This window comes from Christiangramia qingdaonensis (genome assembly GCF_048381525.1).
Lineage (GTDB): Bacteria > Bacteroidota > Bacteroidia > Flavobacteriales > Flavobacteriaceae > Christiangramia.
In genome coordinates, this window is sequence record NZ_JBLWIM010000015.1 from 232,507 (window position 1) to 252,917 (window position 20,411).

Annotated in this window: 18 protein-coding genes; 7 read left to right on the top strand and 11 right to left on the bottom strand. The window is 37.1% G+C overall.

Going from position 1 to position 20,411, the window contains the following annotated elements:
• The first annotated feature begins 74 nt into the window (after positions 1–74).
• Complete coding sequence (locus ACNI3T_RS12405) at positions 75–485, top strand: OsmC family protein (RefSeq protein ID WP_418228071.1); 411 nt, start codon at positions 75–77, stop codon at positions 483–485.
• Positions 486–516: 31 nt separating this feature from the next.
• Here the strand turns inward: ACNI3T_RS12405 and ACNI3T_RS12410 are convergent, their stop codons facing one another.
• From ACNI3T_RS12410 to ACNI3T_RS12420, 3 genes are read right to left on the bottom strand one after another with little or no spacing between them, the layout of a single operon-like run.
• Complete coding sequence (locus ACNI3T_RS12410) at positions 517–1,206, bottom strand: N-formylglutamate amidohydrolase (protein WP_418228072.1); 690 nt, start codon at positions 1,204–1,206, stop codon at positions 517–519.
• Complete coding sequence (locus ACNI3T_RS12415) at positions 1,203–2,423, bottom strand: carboxylate-amine ligase (protein ID WP_418228073.1); 1,221 nt, start codon at positions 2,421–2,423, stop codon at positions 1,203–1,205. Before ACNI3T_RS12415 ends, ACNI3T_RS12410 begins: the two co-directional genes overlap by 4 nt.
• Before the next feature lie 2 nt (positions 2,424–2,425).
• Positions 2,426–3,877 (bottom strand): RimK family protein, encoded by a 1,452-nt coding sequence (locus ACNI3T_RS12420; RefSeq protein WP_418228074.1) that lies wholly within the window; start codon positions 3,875–3,877, stop codon positions 2,426–2,428.
• Between the two features lie 108 nt (positions 3,878–3,985).
• Between ACNI3T_RS12420 and ACNI3T_RS12425 the strand changes: the two genes are divergently transcribed.
• Complete coding sequence (locus tag ACNI3T_RS12425) at positions 3,986–5,269, top strand: dipeptidase (RefSeq protein ID WP_418228075.1); 1,284 nt, start codon at positions 3,986–3,988, stop codon at positions 5,267–5,269.
• 1 nt (position 5,270) lies between these two features.
• Here ACNI3T_RS12425 and ACNI3T_RS12430 read toward each other — a convergent pair whose 3' ends face one another.
• On the bottom strand, positions 5,271–6,122 hold the full coding sequence (locus ACNI3T_RS12430) for an SdiA-regulated domain-containing protein (protein ID WP_418228076.1): 852 nt from the start codon (positions 6,120–6,122) through the stop codon (positions 5,271–5,273).
• A 765-nt stretch (positions 6,123–6,887) separates the two neighbouring features.
• Between ACNI3T_RS12430 and ACNI3T_RS12435 the strand changes: the two genes are divergently transcribed.
• A complete protein-coding gene (locus ACNI3T_RS12435; RefSeq protein WP_418228077.1) occupies positions 6,888–9,200 on the top strand; it encodes a penicillin-binding protein 1A in 2,313 nt (770 codons plus the stop codon).
• Here the strand turns inward: ACNI3T_RS12435 and ACNI3T_RS12440 are convergent.
• Positions 9,197–10,711: a DEAD/DEAH box helicase gene (locus ACNI3T_RS12440; protein ID WP_322300272.1), complete on the bottom strand. Its 1,515-nt coding sequence runs from the start codon at positions 10,709–10,711 to the stop codon at positions 9,197–9,199. The two genes, ACNI3T_RS12435 and ACNI3T_RS12440, sit on opposite strands and share 4 nt — an antisense overlap.
• A gap of 210 nt (positions 10,712–10,921) precedes the next feature.
• Between ACNI3T_RS12440 and ACNI3T_RS12445 the strand changes: the two genes are divergently transcribed.
• Both ACNI3T_RS12445 and ACNI3T_RS12450 read left to right on the top strand, forming a co-directional pair.
• Positions 10,922–11,638: a Crp/Fnr family transcriptional regulator gene (locus tag ACNI3T_RS12445; RefSeq protein WP_418228078.1), complete on the top strand. Its 717-nt coding sequence runs from the start codon at positions 10,922–10,924 to the stop codon at positions 11,636–11,638.
• Positions 11,639–11,734: 96 nt separating this feature from the next.
• Positions 11,735–12,292: a hypothetical protein gene (locus ACNI3T_RS12450; RefSeq protein WP_418228079.1), complete on the top strand. Its 558-nt coding sequence runs from the start codon at positions 11,735–11,737 to the stop codon at positions 12,290–12,292.
• A gap of 119 nt (positions 12,293–12,411) precedes the next feature.
• Here ACNI3T_RS12450 and cysM read toward each other — a convergent pair whose 3' ends face one another.
• From cysM to ACNI3T_RS12470, 4 genes are all read right to left on the bottom strand, one after another.
• Positions 12,412–13,299 carry a cysteine synthase CysM gene (gene cysM / locus ACNI3T_RS12455; RefSeq protein ID WP_418228080.1) on the bottom strand — a complete coding sequence of 296 codons (888 nt, stop codon included), beginning with the start codon at positions 13,297–13,299 and terminating at the stop codon, positions 12,412–12,414.
• Positions 13,299–14,090, bottom strand: coding sequence for a serine O-acetyltransferase EpsC (epsC, locus tag ACNI3T_RS12460; protein ID WP_418228081.1), 792 nt, complete (start codon positions 14,088–14,090; stop codon positions 13,299–13,301). Before epsC ends, cysM begins: the two co-directional genes overlap by 1 nt.
• Positions 14,091–14,197: 107 nt before the next feature.
• The gene (locus ACNI3T_RS12465) at positions 14,198–14,710 is read right to left on the bottom strand and encodes a DUF6155 family protein (RefSeq protein WP_418228082.1); all 513 of its coding nucleotides are present in this window, start codon (positions 14,708–14,710) and stop codon (positions 14,198–14,200) included.
• Complete coding sequence (locus ACNI3T_RS12470) at positions 14,691–16,952, bottom strand: FUSC family protein (RefSeq protein ID WP_418228083.1); 2,262 nt, start codon at positions 16,950–16,952, stop codon at positions 14,691–14,693. Before ACNI3T_RS12470 ends, ACNI3T_RS12465 begins: the two co-directional genes overlap by 20 nt.
• A 144-nt stretch (positions 16,953–17,096) precedes the next feature.
• Between ACNI3T_RS12470 and ACNI3T_RS12475 the strand changes: the two genes are divergently transcribed.
• Positions 17,097–18,086 (top strand): NADP-dependent oxidoreductase, encoded by a 990-nt coding sequence (locus tag ACNI3T_RS12475; RefSeq protein WP_418228084.1) that lies wholly within the window; start codon positions 17,097–17,099, stop codon positions 18,084–18,086.
• A 68-nt stretch (positions 18,087–18,154) separates the two neighbouring features.
• On the opposite strand, the gene ACNI3T_RS12480 is transcribed toward ACNI3T_RS12475, so the two are convergent.
• Together ACNI3T_RS12480 and ACNI3T_RS12485 are read right to left on the bottom strand one after the other, a co-directional pair.
• Positions 18,155–18,904: an SDR family oxidoreductase gene (locus ACNI3T_RS12480; protein ID WP_418228085.1), complete on the bottom strand. Its 750-nt coding sequence runs from the start codon at positions 18,902–18,904 to the stop codon at positions 18,155–18,157.
• 155 nt (positions 18,905–19,059) lie between these two features.
• On the bottom strand, positions 19,060–19,770 hold the full coding sequence (locus tag ACNI3T_RS12485) for an SDR family oxidoreductase (protein ID WP_418228086.1): 711 nt from the start codon (positions 19,768–19,770) through the stop codon (positions 19,060–19,062).
• A gap of 218 nt (positions 19,771–19,988) precedes the next feature.
• Between ACNI3T_RS12485 and ACNI3T_RS12490 the strand changes: the two genes are divergently transcribed.
• Positions 19,989–20,408: a hypothetical protein gene (locus ACNI3T_RS12490; RefSeq protein WP_141877793.1), complete on the top strand. Its 420-nt coding sequence runs from the start codon at positions 19,989–19,991 to the stop codon at positions 20,406–20,408.
• Positions 20,409–20,411 lie beyond the last annotated feature (3 nt).

Sequence of the window (20,411 nt, forward strand, 5' to 3'; positions counted from 1 at the left end):
TGGTTAAGGTTATGATAATTCTTTTCCATTGATAGTTATGCTCCTTACATTAGATCAAAATCAAAATCTAAGTTATGATAAGAAAAGGATCGGCCGAGTGGAAAGGCTCTTTAAAAGAAGGAAAAGGAACAGTTAGTCTTGAGAGCGGAGTTCTTAAGGATGAACAATATTCTTACAAGACACGTTTTGAAAATGGAAATGGTACAAATCCAGAAGAATTGGTAGGCGCAGCGCATGCAGGATGTTTTAGCATGCAACTTTCAGCATTCCTTACTGAGGATGGATATGAACCAAATCAGGTAGCTACGACCAGTGAGATCACATTTGAAGATGGAGAGATCACAAAATCCCATTTGATCCTAACGGCAGACGTTCCAGGAATTGATAAAGATAAGTTCGATAAGATCGCTAATAAGGCAAAAGAAAGCTGTCCGCTTTCAAAATTGCTTAAAGCAGAAATTACACTGGAATACGATCTAAAATAATACTTTAGATCCCCGAATTAAAGCTCCTTAATTAAGGGGCTTTTTTTATGCAATCTTCTATAGATTTATATATAGTTTCCTTCATACTCTTTTCTATAATATTTTTAGACACGAATTTTTGATTGACCTCAATTTCGATTCCGATATAATTTTCTGTAAATCTTTTTCTTAGGTAAGTCGTAAAACCATCAGCTTTTCCAAGGTATGGATAGTTTTTGCGAACTCTGTATTTAGATTTTTCTATTAGCGATTTTTTAAATTGCTCACTAATCTCCTTCTCTAACTGGACCGTAGGATCATAAAGTATTCCTATATCACAATCTCTTTCAACCTCATTAAAAACGGGAGTAAACGAATGGATCGAAAGGTGTACTACCAAATGATTGAATTCATGAAAATCCAGTATTAAATGCTCAACATGCTGTCGGTAAGGCAGATAGTGTTCTGCTATTATTTCACTCTTCTTAGAATGCTCAAGAATTTTTGAGAACCTGGAAAATAGCTTAGGATGGTGTAAAGATCGATTAGTTTCAATTAGTAATCTTCCAATATCCTGTGCATAACTAGCATTAGATAGAGGTTCTAGATATTTGTACAAATCGTAAGCACCAGGATCATAACCTTCATGAGTACTTAGAACATCTTTCTCCTCTTTGAATAAATAAATGTATTGAGGCGGAATTGCATTCGCAGCATGTTCGCAGGTAATCAGTAATTTCATGGCCGGAACATACGATCAGACTGCAGGCTTTCAGCAATTTTCAAGTAGGTACGTTTTATGTTCGTTTCTGAAAAATCTCCTCTCAAGGATTTTAGAATTCGTGATGATAGACTGCCATTCTGCAATAAGAATTCAATATGATTTTGATGATTATTAGACAATTTATTACCTACTCGTTTATAGATGTTTTTCCAGATATTTCTAACATCGGCGTCTTTTTCAATATCAAAAATTGCCAGATATCGCTTGTTTGTAATCAGCGTATTTTCAGCATCTTTAATCACATCATTAAAAATGGCAAATAAATCATCCTCGTGCCAGGCCTTTTGATCTTCCAGAGAAACAAGCTCTTCAGAAACGAGTAATCTTAAAGCTTCCACTATAAAGGCTGCAATCGCAATATCTGCGGAAGGTGTTTCCTGAATATCGATAACCCTGATCTCAATTGCATTCCTGTCGAATCTGGAAATAGCTCCTCTTGAATTTAAAAAATGATGATCGAGAATTTGCTGCGTATCATACTTTTTGATCGCTTTATTTATTGGATCAAAGATCTTTTCGTGATATTCCTTTTTACTGAAGACCTGTTCAGGTATGACCTTCCCTGTCATATGAGGTATTTCCTTCTGATTGGTTTTATAATAATACATTCTGGAATCCTTGTAGCCAGTGAATTGTCCGTCCAATACCGGGGAGCTTGCTGCCAGACCAGGAATGATTGGAAGTAAAATACGCACCGCTGCATGCAACTTCTCAAATTCCTGATCATTTGCAAAAGGTAAATTGATATGCATACTTTGAACATTGCTCCAACCATGTCCTCTGCAATCAAATATTCTGTTGTAGAGGTTGTAGATCTCATTATGATCGTGTGGCCATAATTTTGTTTCTACCAAAGTATCCATTAAAGGATGGCATGCTCCAGCCAGCAATTTTGAATCCATGCTTTCAAGAAGCTTGTTGATTTCCTTTATGTTCTGAAGAAAATCACTTTCCAAATCTTCCAGAGTGGAAACCGGACCGTTGGTTTTTAGTTCCACTACATGTGCGACCAGCTCATTGCTCCACTCAATATTGCCGTTTGAAACATCAGATGTTAGAGTACCATTCTTAAAGATAAACAATTCATCAACTGAAGGATTTACCTTCATAGTTTTATTATGCACGAGCATGTATTCCAGCTCTATTCCAAAAACTTCAAATAAGTGATATGCCATTCTTAATTTTTTTCTAGTCGGTTTTTAAGAGCAGTAATAATCTCAGTATAGATAATATCACCATAATACTCATCCTCTACTCCCGCATCAATATTGGGATTGTCATTTATTTCTATCACCACTGGACCTTTTATAGTTTCTTTAATATCGATTCCGTATAAGCCTGCGCCTATCAGTTTGGCCGACTTTACCGCAATTCTAATTATTTCAGCAGGAACTTTTTCTATAGGCAGAGAATCTGCATTTCCATCCTGATCATATTTGTCTTCAGCATTCCAGTTGTAGATCTGCCAGTGACCTTTTGCCATATAGTATTTACTGGCGTAAAACGGTTTACCATCCAGAATTCCTATTCTCCAATCATATTCAGAATATGAAAATTCCTGGGCAATAACCAGTTCTGACTCTTTAAGCATCGCAGATGCGAGCTCATGATATTCAGATTCCGTTGTTGCTTTTTTAACACCAAAAGAGAAAGTGGAATCCGGTGATTTCAGTACAACCGGCAATCCGATCGTTTCCAGAACCTGACTCATATTGTCTTTGTGAACGATCATGGTTTGCGGCGTTGGTATTCCAGCATTTTGCAAAGCTTCAGCCATAAATACCTTGTTGCAACATTTCAATATAGCATCTGGCATATCTACAAGCGCAATGCCTTCCTGCTGTGCCTTGCGAGCAAAAGCATAGGCTTCATTATTTACTTCTGTACTCTGGCGTATAAACAGAGCATCAAATGATGAAAGCCTGGAGAGGTCTTTTGGTGAAACAATTTCAGTATAAAAACCCATTTTTTCGGCGATCTCCACAAATTTTTTTAAGGCTTTGCTATTACTTGGAGGTGCAGGATCACCATCTTTTACCAGGATTGCTAGGTCATATTCATAACTGGAAAGCTTCGGAGTATCATAACGCTTTTTGCTAAAATATTGCTCAGCAAATGCAAACATACTCTCTTTATGTTCTTCAGGAATTTCAGCTTCAGAAATCGCTTTGATATTTTTAATATTCCACTTGGTCGTATAAGTGAATCGCACCCGTAATAACGGAATTTGGAAATGCCTGAAAAATGTAGCGCTTAATTCCTTGTATTTCGCAGCGACATTCTGCCCAAAATAAATACTGAGCGTAAACTCTTTGGATTTCAGACTTTTAAAACTACGCTGAATAAGATCGTCAAATTCATCAGAAACTATCCTAACCAACTTTGGTTCTCCAAGGTCCACCAGATTCCTTATGGTTGGAATAGCCGAATGTCCACGGGCTTCTGCCAGTAAAGAGACATAATATCCCTTGGACTGGTAAGAATAGTCTTTACAGAGATTAAATATTCGAATATTTTTGAGCTTTGCGAATTTAGGATTGGTAAGATAATCCCGCGATGAGATAATTTTTGTATTCTCAGGAGAAATGGTCCAGTTTTCAGGCTGGTTTACAACAATGTATTTATTCATTCAATTAATTGGTAACTCAAATCAAATGTATATTAAAATTCAATCGTAAATAAGATTTTAAGTTATCCTTAAATATAATTATTAAATTCAGCCTGAAAATCTAAGTTTATGAAATTATCAATATCAGGATTACTCCTTTTCTCTCTAGTATTTAATAGCAATGCACAAACTCAGGATTCAGAATTGATCGAGAAAGCGACCAGAATACATGAACGTGTGATTACTATAGATACGCACAACGATATTAATATCAACAATTTCACTACTGAAAAGAACTATACGCAAGACCTGGACACCCAGGTAAATTTGCCGAAAATGCTGGCTGGTGGTCTTGATGTAAGCTGGTTAATTGTTTACACTGGGCAGGGCGAATTGAATGAGGAAGGTTATGCAAAAGCTTATGAGAATGCAATTAGCAAATTTGAAGCAATTCACAAGTTGACAGAAACTTATGCTCCTGAAGCTATAGGATTGGCCACAACTTCTGCTGAAGTACGAAAATTAGTTGCAGAAGGAAAAAAAGTCGCCATGATAGGTGTTGAAAATGCGTATCCTGTTGGTACAGATCTAAGCAGAATCAAAGAGTTTCACGATAGAGGAGCCAGATATATGTCGCTTTCTCATAATGGTCATAGTCAGTTTTCAGACTCCAATACCGGTGAGGAGAATGATGAATGGTTACACAATGGATTGAGCGAATTAGGAGAGAAAGCTGTTCTTGAAATGAACAAATATGGAATTATGATCGATGTTTCACATCCCAGTAAAGAATCGATCAAAGATATGTTCAGCATATCAAAAGCACCACTTATAGCTTCTCATTCTTCTGCCAGAGCTCTTTGCGATCATAGTAGAAACCTGGATGACGAACTACTTGAATTGTTTCGCGAGAATGGCGGAGTCGTTCAAACGGTGGCGTTTAGTTCTTATTTGAATACTGAGAAACACAATGCTTTTTCGAAGGCAGAAACTGAAGTTTACAAAAATACTGCCGATCAATTAGGCTTAGACTATCTAGAAAGAGACAACGTTCGAAAACTTGATGATGCAGCGAAACAGAACTATTATAAAGATTTGAAGAAAATAAGAATAGCCGCTAAGACTGCATTAAATAACTTGAACGAAACTTCAACTCCTGTAGCCGTAGTAGATTTCGTGGATCATATCGACTACCTCGTGAAAAAAATTGGTATTGATCATGTTGGAATTAGCTCAGACTTTGATGGAGGCGGTGGAATTTATGGTTGGGATGATGCCAGTGAAACGCTTAATGTAACGATTGAGCTTGTTCGAAGAGGATATTCTGAACAGGAAATTGCTAAACTTTGGGGTGAAAATTTACTAAGAGTACTCGATGAAGTTCAGGAGGTAAGCAAGAATTTGCAAGGATAAATTATTTAAACTTTATTTCCCGGATATTTGCGGGCACTCCTACTCTTTCATTAGAAATAAAAATTCTACCATCTTTGGAAAATGCAATTCCTTCTGGTTGCTCGAATTCTGCTGGGTCCAGCAGGTGAATGGATTTTATACCGCCTTGTAGATCGGTAATTATTATCTTCTGAAATTCAGCATCCAAAACATATAGATCACCGGTTGATGGATGAATATCAAGATCTGATGGTCTTAATAGTTTTCTGGGATTATGAGTCTTTAAACGTTCAAATTTAGGATCTTGGTAGTCAATCATTAGGACTGGTTCTTTCTGCAGTTTTCTGGTTTCCGGATCATATTCATATACACCTTTGTAACCACCGCTATTGTCCAGATTACGATCCTTGACTGTGATCCACAACTTACCGTCTGGAGTCGCAGTCATACCTTCAATATTATTCCTGTATTCAAAATCGAGCTGTATACCTTCCAGTTCCTGATCTGCAACATCAAGGTCTGATATATCTATGATTCTCCCATTACTTTCAGCAACCCAGTAAACACCATCCAGGTAAGTTAAAGCCTCATAATCTCCGGAATATGAAAACTTGTGTTTTGCAATAATTTCATTTGTTTCCATATCAAAAGTAAACAGGATACCATCTTCATCCTGCACACAGATCATAAGTCCGTCTTCATTATATACCATTCCGGAAATTTCATTTAATTCTGAAGGTAATTCCCATGACTCGACTATCTCATAAGATTTCTCAACATCATTAAAATCATAATCATTCAATTGGTAAATCGCGTAAATGATTCCGGCCAGAACAATGACCATAGTTACGATCCCAATAACCCACTTATTCATACAAAAACATTTAAGTTCTAATGTACAATTAAGCTCATCTCACTGAAAAAGTTTAACAATACTTTGAAGTACGAATAGTACCGCTTTATGTTAAAATCTGTTAATTCAGTACCTTTTATTGCATAGTACTGTAACATAACAAGTTTTGTAGCGTCTATTAAATAGAAACCATCATCAACAACATCAAAAATGGTTTAATAATCATCTAAAACTTTAATTATGAGACATTCAATCAATCACACTAAAAGAAGACAATGCTTTATGAACACAGAGGCGAACTTACAAAGACAGGTTTTTCCGAAACGTAAAAGAGCTTAATTCAAAATTATTCATCAATCCAATAATACAATCATTATGAGACATTCCATCAATCAAACTAAATCAAGATCCTGCTTCATGAATACTGAAGCCAACGCAGAAAGATCATTGTTCTCAAAGCGTAGAAAGTATTAATTAATCATCAAAAATTATCAATCATGACAAATCTGGAAAGTAATTTACAGGTTTTTGGAAATGCCAGAACCGGTGGCATCACACACCGTAGGCCATTTCTAAACATCAAATCATCACACAGGTCTAAATCTAGCGATCAAAAATACACTGCATGAAAGGACCAATTTATCAATCAATTCATCACAACTACAGTTAAAAAAGAGGTTAATAGTTTTATTAGCCTCTTTTTATTTAACAAAATTTATAAAATAAGCTTAAAATATAATTCTCTCGTGCAAACATTCGTTTATTTGCAAACTTTACTACTAAAGAATGTTAGCGAAACTAAAGAACAATCCTATTATTAGGTGGGCACTTATTATAATCTCCAGTCTTACAGGGTTTTTCCTGCTTTTCTTTGCCAGTATCTATTTTGGCCTCTTCGGAAAGATACCTACAGAATCTGAACTTTCATCCTTACAACAAAATAAAGCTACACAGGTACTCGCTTCTAATGGCGAGTTAATAGGTAAGTTCTACGTTTATGATCGCCAGCCTATAGATTTCGATCAGCTTCCCTCCCATCTTATCGAAGCCTTAATTGCGACTGAGGATGCACGTTTCTACGAGCATGATGGTATTGATAACCGCAGTTTAGGAAGGGTTTTTTTTAAATCCATTTTACTTCAGGATGATTCTGCCGGAGGTGGAAGTACGATCACTCTTCAGCTAGCCAAGAATATTTATGGTAGAAAAGATTATGGAATTCTGGGCATTGTGATCAACAAAATGCAGGAAGCTGTAATTGCTAAGCGTCTGGAAAATGTTTATAGTAAAAATGAACTCGTCCAGCTTTACTTCAACACGGTTCCTTTTAGTGATAATACCTACGGAATTGAAAGTGCCTCCATGAAGTTTTTCAATAAGCATACTATGGATTTGAAGCTTGAAGAAGCTGCTGTACTTGTCGGAATGCTGAAGGCCAGTCATTATTATAATCCGCGAATCTTTCCAGAAAGAAGCAGACTTCGTCGTGATGTCGTGCTTATGCAAATGGCGAAATATGATTACCTAAGTACGCCACAGGCTGAAGAAGCGAAAATGCTCCCACTCGTTCTGGATTATAGAAGTTATAGCCACGACAAAGGCATTGCTCCATATTTTAGAGAACAGGTGCGCAAAGATGTTTCAGGAATCCTGGATACTTTAAAGAATAAGGATGGAGAAAAGTATAATATTTATCGGGATGGACTTATAGTTCATACCACGCTTAATTACGAAATGCAACAGCTTGCTGAAGAGGCTATGATAGAGCATATGTCTCAATTGCAAAACGATCATGAGAAATCCTACGGAAATAACGGTCCATGGAACAAAAACAAAAAAGTACTGATGGACGCTGTAAAACGCAGTTCAAGATACCAGAAGCTTTCAAAAGAAGGTCTTTCAGAAGAACAGATCCTGCAACGAATGGAACAAAAACATTCTACCGATTTGTTTACTTATGATGGGATGGAAACTAAAAATGTGAGCAGTATAGATAGTATTGCACATTACCTGAAGTTTCTGAATTCCGGACTTTTGGCAGTTAGTCCAAAAAACGGTGCTGTACAGGCCTGGGTTGGAGGAGTTGATTTTCGTTTCTTTAAGTACGATCATGTGAGCCAGAGCAAAAGACAGGTAGGTTCTACATTCAAGCCTTTTGTTTATACCGCTGCCCTAGAAAATGGCATGGATCCATGTACCTATTTTTCAGTTCGGGAAGTTACTTACGATAAAGGCTGGACTCCCTCTAATTCTTCTTCGGAAGGAGATGATCCCAATATGAATTATAATTTGAAGACCGCACTTAGCAAGTCCATGAATACCATCGCCGTAAAAGTTTTAATGGAGACAGGAATTCCAAATGTGATCAGGCAGGCCAGAGATCTTGGAATAGAATCTGATCTTCCAGCTGTTCCTTCCATTGCACTAGGAACCGCTTCGCTTAATTTAGAGGAAATGACAGGCGCATATTCAGCTTATGCGAATGATGGATATGCAGCCAAGCCATTCTATATTAGTAGAATCGAAGATGCTGAAGGTAATGTTCTGGCTACTTTTAAACCTAAGGTTTCAGAAAGAAAGGCTTTTTCCGAAGATACCCGCAAAATTATGGTCAATATGATGCAGGCTACTGTAGATGAAGGTACCGCAAGCCGACTTAGATACAGCTATGGATTAAAAAATGACATCGCAGGTAAAACCGGTACGACTCAGGATAATAAGGATGGTTGGTTCGTAGGAATAACGCCAGAACTGGTTTGTGTAACCTGGGTAGGATCTGATGACCACCGCATAGGTTTCAGGAATACTGGAATTGGCCAGGGAGCAAATTCGGCGCTACCAATTTTCGCAAAACTAATGCAGAAAATGAATGGTAATTCAAGTTTTAATGCTATTACGAATGCAAGATTTCAACCACTATCTTCAGAGCTGGCAAACCTGATGGAATGCCCGCCAGAAGAACGTGATAACTTTTTCGAAAGACTGTTTTCCGGTAAAAATAAAGATCGGAAAAACAGATTGAACGAGAAGACAGACGAAGAAGGGAAAAAGAAAAAAGGTTTCTTCAAAAGACTCTTCGGTAAAAAAGACGATAACTAGAATTCTTTATTAATCTGCATTCTAAGTTTTCTGGAGTAATCTTCTTCCAGCCAATCCCGGTAATTTTTAGTGCTTTTACTTATACAGTAAGAGTATTGTTTGATTCGTGAACTAATATCATCCTTTAATTCTTTAGCAAGGATCCTGGCATCGAATACATCTTCACTATTCTCCACACACATTTTAACATGCTGCTCCATAGACCATTCCAGTACCGCTTTGGACTTTAATCCTTTTTTGATTACCGTGTCGTAGGCAGCTTCAATATCAAAGGTAACATCTTCCGTTTTAGAGAACTGTGCTCTTATTTCCTCTGGCATTTGGTATTGAAAATCTCTTTCAATATCCTCATCACTTAAAAGATTTTCAAAATAGAAGTCTGGAGATCTAAAGATCTGCTTCCAATCCACCGGACTACTCCAGTTCCCAAATCTGGCCATGTTGTTACCAAGATCAATCACTGTAAATTCGCTTTTGTCTTTAAGAACTCGAGATCCACGACCAATCATCTGAAAATACAGAGTTAGTGACTTGGTAGCACGATTTAGGACAATGGTCTCTACTGTAGGCTCATCAAACCCGGTTGTAAGAATACTTACAGAAGTGACGATCGCATCTGGTGTATGCTTGAACCATTTCAAAATATCCTTTCTATCCTGTTTGCTGGTGGTATTATCGAGATGGCGGATAGGTAAACCAGCGTTTTTAAAAGTATGATAAACTTCAATGGAAGTATTTATACCGTTATTAAAGATGAGTGTTTTCTTGCCGCGAGAACGCTCATAATAAGCATTTAGGAGCTTCTCCTGCATGCTATAATTCGAATAAAGTTCTTCGGAAGATTTAACAGTATAATCACCGTTCATTCCTACTTTTAAATTCGTAAGGCCAACATTATAGCTATAAATATTAGATTTTGCTAAAAAGCCTTTTTCAATCAAAGATGTAATAGAATCACCAACGATAAGTTCGCGGTAATTATCTTTCATAGGTAGCTTGATGTTTGAACTAAGCGGTGTAGCGGTCACTCCCAGAATAAAACACTTCTCAAAAAACTTGAAGAGTTTTCTGAAACTATTATAGTGTGCTTCATCTATAATTACAAGTCCAATATCCTCGATTTTAAGCTTCTCGTCATTCAGTCGGTTGTTAAGGGTTTCCACCATGGCTACAAAACACATGTAGTCATTTTGATCTGGTAACTCCTTTACTTTACTATTAATAATTTTATTACGCACTCCAAATCCTGAAAGCATTTTGGAAGTTTGCTTACATAATTCGATACGATGAGTTAGTATAAGAACCTTTTTATTGGTTCTTTGAATATATTCCCTGGTCATTTGAGAGAAAATCACTGTCTTCCCTCCACCTGTAGGTAATTGATATAGAAGATTATAATTTTCGGGATGCTCTTCAATAACCCCGAAAATTTTATCTATATCTTTCTGTTGGTAATCATATAATTGTTTGTCGACCTTCTTTTTCTCAATTCCAAATGTTTCTGACGCCATATAGTCCTTTATAGTAAGCAATTTTGCAAAAATAAACCATTTTAAGCTTTAGTCAAAAATAAATTAGACATTATAGAATCTATTTTAAGCCGTATGCTACTTATAATTATTGTAAATTAGTGATTCGCTAATCAAACTGATTTTACTGTCTCCAAAACAATCGATCAGATAATATCCCCCCGGAAAATTAACCAACTAAATTCCGAGGATTTGCACGATAAAGATTTCATTCACCAGAATAACTATTCAGTTTTACAGGAATGCGGTTTATTTACTGATGTTTCAGAAGCGCATTTTAAAGAACTTTCAGGAAGCTTCTACGTAGAAAAATGGCCAAAACAAACCTGTCTAGTGCATTGTGAAAAATTCCTGTTCCATTTTTACATCATAAAAAATGGTAGAATTAAAATGTATCATGCCGACTTTGAAAGCGCCAAGGAGCATACCATTTTTTTATTGAAAAATGGCGATGTATTTGATCTTTTCTGCTTACTGGACGGAATCAAGCACAAGGCCTATTATGAATGTCTGGATCATACAGAAGTACTCGCTATTCCTATGGATAAACTGAGAAACTGGTTACAGTCCTATCCTGAGTATTACAAGAATTTCCTAAGTTATGCAGGAAGATACATGCGAATGCTGGAAGAGAATGTTTCACAACTGGTATTTAGCGATATTACAACACGTTTACTGCATTTACTCCTGAAGAACATAGATAAAACATCTAATAAATTGCAAAATATTAATGATCTTCCAGATAAAGAACTTGCTTATTTAATTGGCTCCAGTCGTGCAGTGGTTAACAGACATCTACAGAAAATGAAGAAAATGGGGCTTATTAAGATATCCAGAAACAAGGTGCAGGTTGAAGATGTATCTCTCTTAATTCAACATCTGGAAAATAACAGAATAAATAGGATTTAATTTTAGATATGCTACTTAAGTGATTTTCAGCAAGGTGTAAGTGATGTAATTTTGAAAATATCAATAATCAATTATTCATCATTAAATTTTTACATCATGAAAAAGTTCATCATTATTATTTTCGTTTTTGTTTTAAGCATCGGTGCCCAGGCACAGGATGTAATTCAGCTGGATGAGACCAGAATTAATTTTAGTCCAACCGCCAACCTTATTTTTGAGGATTATCCCAACGGACTTGTAAAAGTTAAGGAGAAATTTGCAGCTCAGTTTCAATCTGATGCAGTTGCATTTACCAAAGCCAATTTCGATATTCATCGTTTTCTGGATGAAGCCGATATTAAGTCTGGAGACGTGATCGTAACACTACGGAGTAAAAAAGGTTATTTAGAAGCTACCTATGACGAAAAAGGAAATCTTTTAAAGACCAGCCAGATGTTCAAAGATATCGCCTTACCAGCCCTGGTTAGAAACGAAGTTTTTGGAGAATACATGGGCTGGACTATGACCAGAAATAAGTACCAGGCTCGTGGAATAAGCGATCAACTAGACAATGAAAAATATATTGTAGTTCTTCGGAAAGGCAACGATCGCCAAAGATTAAAAATTACACCTTCCAAGTATGATTATGGTGTAGCTTCCATTGAGAAGTTCTAAGCAATACAAAGTTGTATAAGATCAGGTGCCGATCGAAACCATCGGAAAAAGGGAATATTGTTGACTATAGATCTATATGATCTTCATCACAGGTTAACCTTGATCTTATACAACTTTACTTATTTTTCAAACAGGTCTGAAGAAAGATAACGGTCGCCACGATCACAGATAATAGAAACTACTAATCCGCTTTCCAAAGATTCGCATAATCTAACTGCTGCGACGGTAGCTCCACCACTGCTCATTCCAGCAAAAATACCTTCTTCTTCAGCAAGCCTTCTACTCATTAATCTTGCATCTTCCTCATTTACTTCCAGCACCTGATCCACTTTCCTAGCATCAAATATTTTAGGCAAATAAGCTTCCGGCCATTTTCGAATGCCCGGGATTCTGGCATTATCTTCAGGTTGAACTCCTACGATCTGTATATCGGGATTTTTCTCCTTTAGAAATGTACTTGTCCCCATAATAGTTCCTGTAGTTCCCATCGAAGAGACAAAGTGTGTGACCTTCTGCTCAGTATCCCTCCAGATTTCAGGTCCTGTTGTTTTATAATGTGCCTGCCAATTATCATCATTTCCAAACTGGTTCAGCATAAAATAATTACCGTTCTTCATCTTTTCTTCAGCATAATCTCTCGAACCTTCGATCCCAGTATCTGAACTGGTTAAGGTTACTTTGGCACCATAAGCGCGCATCGTCTGAACTCTTTCAATAGTTGAATTTTCAGGCATTACCAATTCGATATCAAGGCCAAATATACCAGCGATCATCGCCAGTGCAATACCAGTATTCCCGCTGGTTGCTTCGATCAATTTCGTTTTTTTATCAATAGTGCCGCGATCCAATGCACTTTTAATCATATTATAAGCTGCACGATCCTTCACACTTCCTCCTGGGTTCTGCCCTTCCAGTTTGAAGTATAGCTCTACCCCTGGTTTTGAAAAAACTCTTGAAGCTTTTACCAAGGGTGTATTCCCAACTAAATCTATAACTGAATTGTTCATTATTTATCTGCTGTATTTTTAATATTGATCTGTGGGGTATGAGAAACCATGGAATTCGCCGGGACAGATTTAGTTAGCCAAACATTTCCTCCTATGACTGAATTCTCACCAATTTCTGTATTTCCACCTAATATGGTCGCGTTGGCATAGATGGTGACATTATTTTTAATTGTAGGATGTCTTTTTAAATTCTGCATTGATTTATCAACCGTAAGTGCGCCCAGCGTGACACCCTGATAGATCTTCACGTTATCTTCTATAGTTGCAGTTTCTCCAATGACTACACCCGTGGCATGGTCTATAAAGAAGGATTTTCCAATTACTGCACCAGGATTAATATCGGTTCCTGTAAGACTATGAGCACACTCTGTCATTAATCTTGGAACCAAAGGCAATCCAAATTTGTAAAATTCATGGCTAAGCCTGTAAATTGCTATTGCGAAAAACCCAGGATAACTTAAATAAACTTCTTCTACTGAATTTGCTGCGGGATCATTCTTAGAGATCGCTTCAGCATCAAGATTTAGATCCTCAAGGATTCCGGGTAGTTTTGTAAGATAATCGCTCCAGATATCCTGGCAGGGCGCACCGGGTTCCCAGCAAACTAGTTTTGCCAGAACCTCGAAGTCCTTTCCCAATTCCATCAAGTTATCTGCAACAGGAGTTTGCTTATCAAATAAAGTGTAAAAAAGCTTTTTTGTGAATGCCTCCGTCTTCTCTTTAATACTGAAATTAAGATTAGGAAGATTTTTCTGAGATTCTATTTGCTTAATTATTTCTTCCAGTTTCATAGCTTTTGTTCTAAATTCAAAAATACTTAATTGCCCGGAGAGCAATGTTGATTTAAGTCAATTGTAACTTTTTGTTTTAGCAAAAGCTATAGAATTGAGAACTATAATTAAAGTACTCTATCTGCTGCAGTTACAAATTGATAGCTATTAGTCCATTTGTGGTCGTGACTAAACCTTGCGATCTTTTGTATTCGCTTCTCGAACTCTGAGATCACTCCATATTCAGCGACATACTGGACTGCCTGCTCAAAAGACTTAAATATGCTTTTCTCAAAAGCTTCAGTAATATACTCCTGTTCTTCTGAAAAGGTCTGGGCGATTTCCACATTATAGAACATAACGTCGGCCAGCGCATGAGGTTCCATTCCTAATTTCAGGTAATGTTTAATGATCTTATGTGCTACGGAACGCCTTTTCTTTGGTCGCCTGTTGTTTGGTGGAAAATACTCCTTCCCTATTTTAAATTTCGCATCCTGCACGAGTTTTTCCTCGTTAGGATTGAAAACGAAGTTGTAATATGTCTTTAGATCCTCAAACCTATTATAGAGATCCATTATCTGCTCTTCAAGATCCTCTTTTGAAAGTTCCTTAATATATTTTTTAAAGGCTCTTTTGCTCATCTAATTTCGCTGTTAATTTTTCGGTATTGATCTCCAGTTTTTCTGAAATATCTAAGAGCCACTCTAGCTGACCCGTGATTAAATGTGCTTCCTGAAGGTTCAACCGCGTATCCTCATCTATCTGGGCTTTTCCCTCGCTTATTTCTTTATCCCTTTCCGTAGCCATTTCATCAAATCTGCGATGAAGTGCCTTGCCTGCTTTAGAAATTCCTTCATGTTCCTTTTGTTCCCTACTTTCATGCTCCAGTAAGCGTACAGAATTTTTCAAATTGAAAACGATGGTTTTAGTATACATTTCAAAATCTGAAGAGGCTTTGCTCGTTGGGTGGTTCCTAATATAGGATCCCATCGACGCCAAAGCAGACAGAAAAGTATGATTTAAGCCTACAATTTCGTAAATGAGACTCAGCTGCTTTTGCTGGGACTTCGGCTCCTGGGTCATTCTTTGAAATGCGCCACTCAACTCCCCCATATCCAGAAATGCTTTTTTTCGGGCCAGTCTGTAGCTAATGGGTAAATTTTCCTTTTTATGGTAATAATCATCGATCTCCTCTAAATAACCAATATTGGAATTGATCGAATTGGCAATGACATTATTCAGCTCCTTAAGTTCCCATTTAGGCCATAAGATGAAATTCCCAAGACCCGCGAGACCTGCGCCAATTACTGTATCAAGGATTCTAAACTGAATTACATTTAAAACTTCTGGCTGGAGCAGTGCATAGATAAATATGATACTGAGCGTGATGAACATTGCTGCAGTGGTATAATTACGCTGAATTAAAGAAAATGCCAGCGTTAGACTCAGAATGCCTAGAATGGCATATACCGTCGTATTTTGAGTAATAAATACTATTCCAATCGCCATGGCGCCGCCTATAAGTGTTCCAACGATCCGTTTCCTGGTCCTTTGTTTAGTGAGCCCGTAATTAGGTCGCATGATAACGACAATCGTTAGTAAAATCCAGTACGCATTCTGAACCGAGAAATAAGACCCCAGTAAATATCCTACCAGAACTACAATAGCAAGTCTCAGGGCATGACGAAAAATGGAACTGTTGAACTGAAAATTGGTACGAAGGGTTTTAAAGCTATATTCCTGTTGGGTTAAAAATTGCTGGACATCTTTGTCCTTAAAAATCCTTTTCTTTCCTTCAAGATTTCTAAGAACCCGGTCAATATTATTGATTTTTTGAGACTGCCTGACTTGGTAATCATAGAAGTTCCTTAAGACCAGCATACTTTCCCTTTTTTCTGAAATATTGATCGTGTCCCGGTACTTTAACAAACTGCTCTCAACCTTCTTTAATTCTTCGGAAAGTTTATTCTCAGGCATCGTGGAATTTTTATGGACTGAAAGCGCAATGCGGTCCAGCTGCTCTGCCATTTTCAATGAAAATTCCTTAAACACCTTTAATTCTATAAAATCTGAATCAAGCACCTTTCGCATCTGAGGGTAATCAATAGGATTCGCCATGGCCAGCTCAAGCATATCTACAAGATCTATAAATATGAGTAGCCTTTTTCGGGTATAACCAGAACTTCCCGAGGACATCCTGAAGGTTATAAGAAGCTCCCTCAAACTTTCGTGATGCTCATTAAGTTCGGTTTGTTTTTGGAAAAGTTCTTTCTGAATATTTTCCAGATCAGATTCAGGATCGAGCAATCTAATTCTGAGTCGTAGATAATCTGCGGTTAATTCCATAGTCTCCGCGATCTGTTGCTCTGATGCTCTTTCAGGTTTTAGTAAATACCAGGCAATACTTATAAGCATGTAGAAAACTCCACCGCCGAAGATGAGAATGGATTTTTGCCAGATCTCAATTTCCGAAGAAATATTGGCGAAACTTAGAACTACCGCTAATAGTCCGGCAAAAGTGACCAGCGAAGCTCTGAAACCATAGACAGAGAGATATGCTATCCCGAACATCATTACCAATAACATAGGTGCAACTGCCCAACTGAATTGTGCAGAATAACCTGCGATACAGAAGGAAAGTGCACCAAGAAATGCCGCGGCCATGATACCCATGACCTTATGCTTAAAGCTTCCGGCCACATCACTTGGAGATGAAAGTAAACTTCCCATCGCCATACTCACCCCTATTTCAAGTAAACCTAAGTTCGAAAAAACCGCGATTGGGATTACGATCGCAATGGTAAGTACGATAGCTTTAGAAAAGTCGGTACTTCTAAGAAATTTAATGAGTTCATTATAATAATGCTGAAAGTTGATCTTCAAATTTGCGGGTTTGGAACAATGAAATTACGAAGTTGAGCTTAATAATCATCGCTATCTACACTCTTTTTAGGTTTTAAGTTTTAATTATGAATGCATGTTTGCCAAATGAGCAGATGCATATTAATTTGCTTAAAAATAAAAGTTATGAATAAGCAAATACTATTAAAGCAACGTCCAAAAGGCAAACCTGAAACTTCAGATTTTGAGATTAAAGATTTTGAAATTTCAGAAGATAAAGCACTTAAGCTTAAAACAAAATATATCTCTGTAGATCCTTATTTACGCGGAAGAATGCGCGATGAGGAATCTTATATTGAACCATTTCAGGTTGGAAAACCATTAGAATCTATGGTAGTTTCTGAAGTAATTTCTTCCAATTCTGAAGACTTTAAAGAAGGTGAGCATGTAATAGGAATGCTGGACTGGAAACATGAGCAGTCGCATGATGGAAAGGGTTTGAGAAAGATTGATAAGGAAATGGCTCCACTATCTGCATACCTGGGAGTTCTTGGGCTTACAGGATTGACCGCGCATCTTGCACTCGACACTATTGGAAAACTGAAGGAAGGGGAAACATTATTGGTATCTGGTGCTGCCGGAGCTGTTGGAAGTGTTGTGGGTCAAATTGGAAAGATTAAAGGATGTCGTGTAGTTGGAATAGCAGGATCTGATGAAAAGATTGATCATATACAGAGTAAATTCGGATTTGATGGTGGTATTAATTACAAAACTACCTCCAATATGAAAGAAGCGATTGCTGAGCATTGTCCAGATGGAGTTGATGTATATTTTGATAATGTTGGTGGTGAAATTCTAGATGCTACTCTTCAGAATATAAATAAAGCGGCGCGTATCATCAATTGCGGTGCTATTTCTATTTATAATGAGACGGGTACTCCAACAGGACCTAGACCTGAAGGTATTCTTATCAAGAAATCTGCATTGATGCAAGGATTTCTAGTAAGAGATCATCAGGAAGAGTTCCAGAGAGCTATACAGGAACTTGCCGGTTGGTTAAAATCTGGAAAACTCAAGTATGATGAAACTGTCGTAGAAGGTTTTGATAACACTCCTCAAGCATTTATCGATCTATTCGATGGTAAGAACACTGGTAAAATGGTCGTTAAGATCTAATGATCAATTCAATGCATAAAAAAGCCCGGATACTATCCGGGCTTTTTTATTAACTATGTTCTGAGATCCTATTGTTCCTGATCTGTAGGCATGATGAAAACATCATTTACATTTGCACGCTTTGGTTGCGTTAGAGAATAATAGATCGCATCTGCAATATCCTGAGCTTCCAGAGGAGTCATTTCTTTGAAATTAGAAAGCAATCCTTCCTTAATCTCATCATCTGTAATAGAATCTGTAAGCTCTGTGTCTACGAAACCAGGTTCAATAGATGTCACATTAATTCCGAATTTAGGTGCCAGCTCCATTCTCAAACCTTCAGAAAACATTTTTACTGCAGATTTTGTTGCACAGTAAACTGCTCCACCAGGATAGATCTTATTAGCAGCACTTGATGAAATATTAATGATATTACCCGACTTCTGTTCCATCATCGTTGGTAATACCGCTGCTACTCCATTCATAACACCTTTAATATTAACATCTATCATTTTATCCCACTCATCTGTATGCAGATTTTTGACATAAGATAATGGCATAAGACCAGCATTATTGATTAAGCCGTCTATGCTATTAAATTCTTTTTTAGTTTTCTCAACCAATGTTTTGAAGTTATCTTTATTGGTCACATCACCGGTTACTACCAGCGCTTTTCCAGCATTTAATTCGTCTACCTTCTTCTTAAGTTCATTCAGACGTTCTTCTCTTCTAGCAGTTAAAACTACATTGGCGCCTTCCTTTGCCAATTTCAATGCTGTTGCTTCACCAATTCCACTAGATGCTCCTGTAATAATGATCGTCTTTCCTTTAATACTCATAATCTCTTCTTTTAATTTTTTTACAAATTTAATGGATAGATAGCCTGAAACCTTAGAGAATAAAGGCTTTGTCATCAATTTAACCTTAACTCCTAAAGCTTGTTAATGAAAAAAGCCACTCAAATCGAGTGGCTTTAGTATTGAATAAATTAGAATTATTTTTTCGGTGGACGAGCAGGTCTTACTTCAATTTTACTTGGAAGCGTTCTTGGATTCATTTTCAGTAGATCACCAACTAATTCTCCAATATCCTCACTTTGAATTTTCCAGCCATCTTCTTCTGAAGGTTCATTACCATTAAAATGTGTTGCAACAGATCCAGGCATTATTGTACTTACTTTAACTCCCTTATCTCGGAGATCCAACATGATCGCCTGAGAAAAACCGGTGACAGCGAACTTACTGGCATTGTATGCTGCTCCTCCGGCAAAATAGTTCGTTCCGGCAAGACTCGAGATCGTAATAATATAACCTTCAGTCTTCTTCAATGCTTCAACACTAGCTTTTACTGAATAAAACAGTCCGTTTAAGTTTGTATCAATGGTATTTTTCCAGTCATCTACGCTCAACTCATCTACTGATCCAAAATTACCAACCCCGGCATTAGCTACAAGAACATCAAGCTGTCCCCATTTGTCCAGTAATTGCTTTACAGCTTTCTGCTGACTTTCATAACTACGTACATCTGCTTCCAGACCAAGAGCCTCTCCATTTGCAGATAATTTCTTCGCAGCTTCTTCCGCAGAAGATAATGACCTACTAGTAATAGCAACTTTATATCCCATTTTTAGAAGCGTTTCAGCAACTCCGTATCCTATCCCTTTACTACCACCAGTGATTAGTGCAGTTTTATTATTTGTACTCATAAATTTAATTTTTTTGAAGTTTAAAGCTAAGAAAGGCTTGAAGTACTTAGAAATTTCTGGCGGTAAGATATTGTTAATTTTAAAGGTTAAATACTTAATAAAACCTATCAAAACACTTTTATAGAAATGTAAAAAAACTAACTTTGTCTGCTCAGATAAAGAGTAGGATTACACCTATATTTACCTAATTAGTACTGACCCATTTAATAGAGAAAACCTTGGAAAACATTAAAGCACAAAAGTTACTTAATAAGATTCAGCGTGACCTTATGCGCAACGGAATCATTATCAACACTATCGTAGAAGACCTTAAAGAGTTGAGAAAACTGGTAGTTGAGGAGAATATTCCACTTTTGGCAAAAGTTACAAGATTGGCTCATGAACATATTAGTGAAAATCAGGACTTCCTGATCGCTATCCCAGATGATGTACCAGTTGAACTGGACGAAAATGGAGATCCTATTGAAGTTGAAACTGAAGAAGAAGAAACTGAAGTTGAGAATTCGGAAGAAATCACAGGACAGGAAAGTCTTGAGTATATGTTATCCTTAATGGCCGAACATTCTAATAAGTTGAATGAAGAAGAACTTAGAGAATATGTAAAGGCTCTAAAAGCTGATGCTGGAGAAGATTACTAAGGG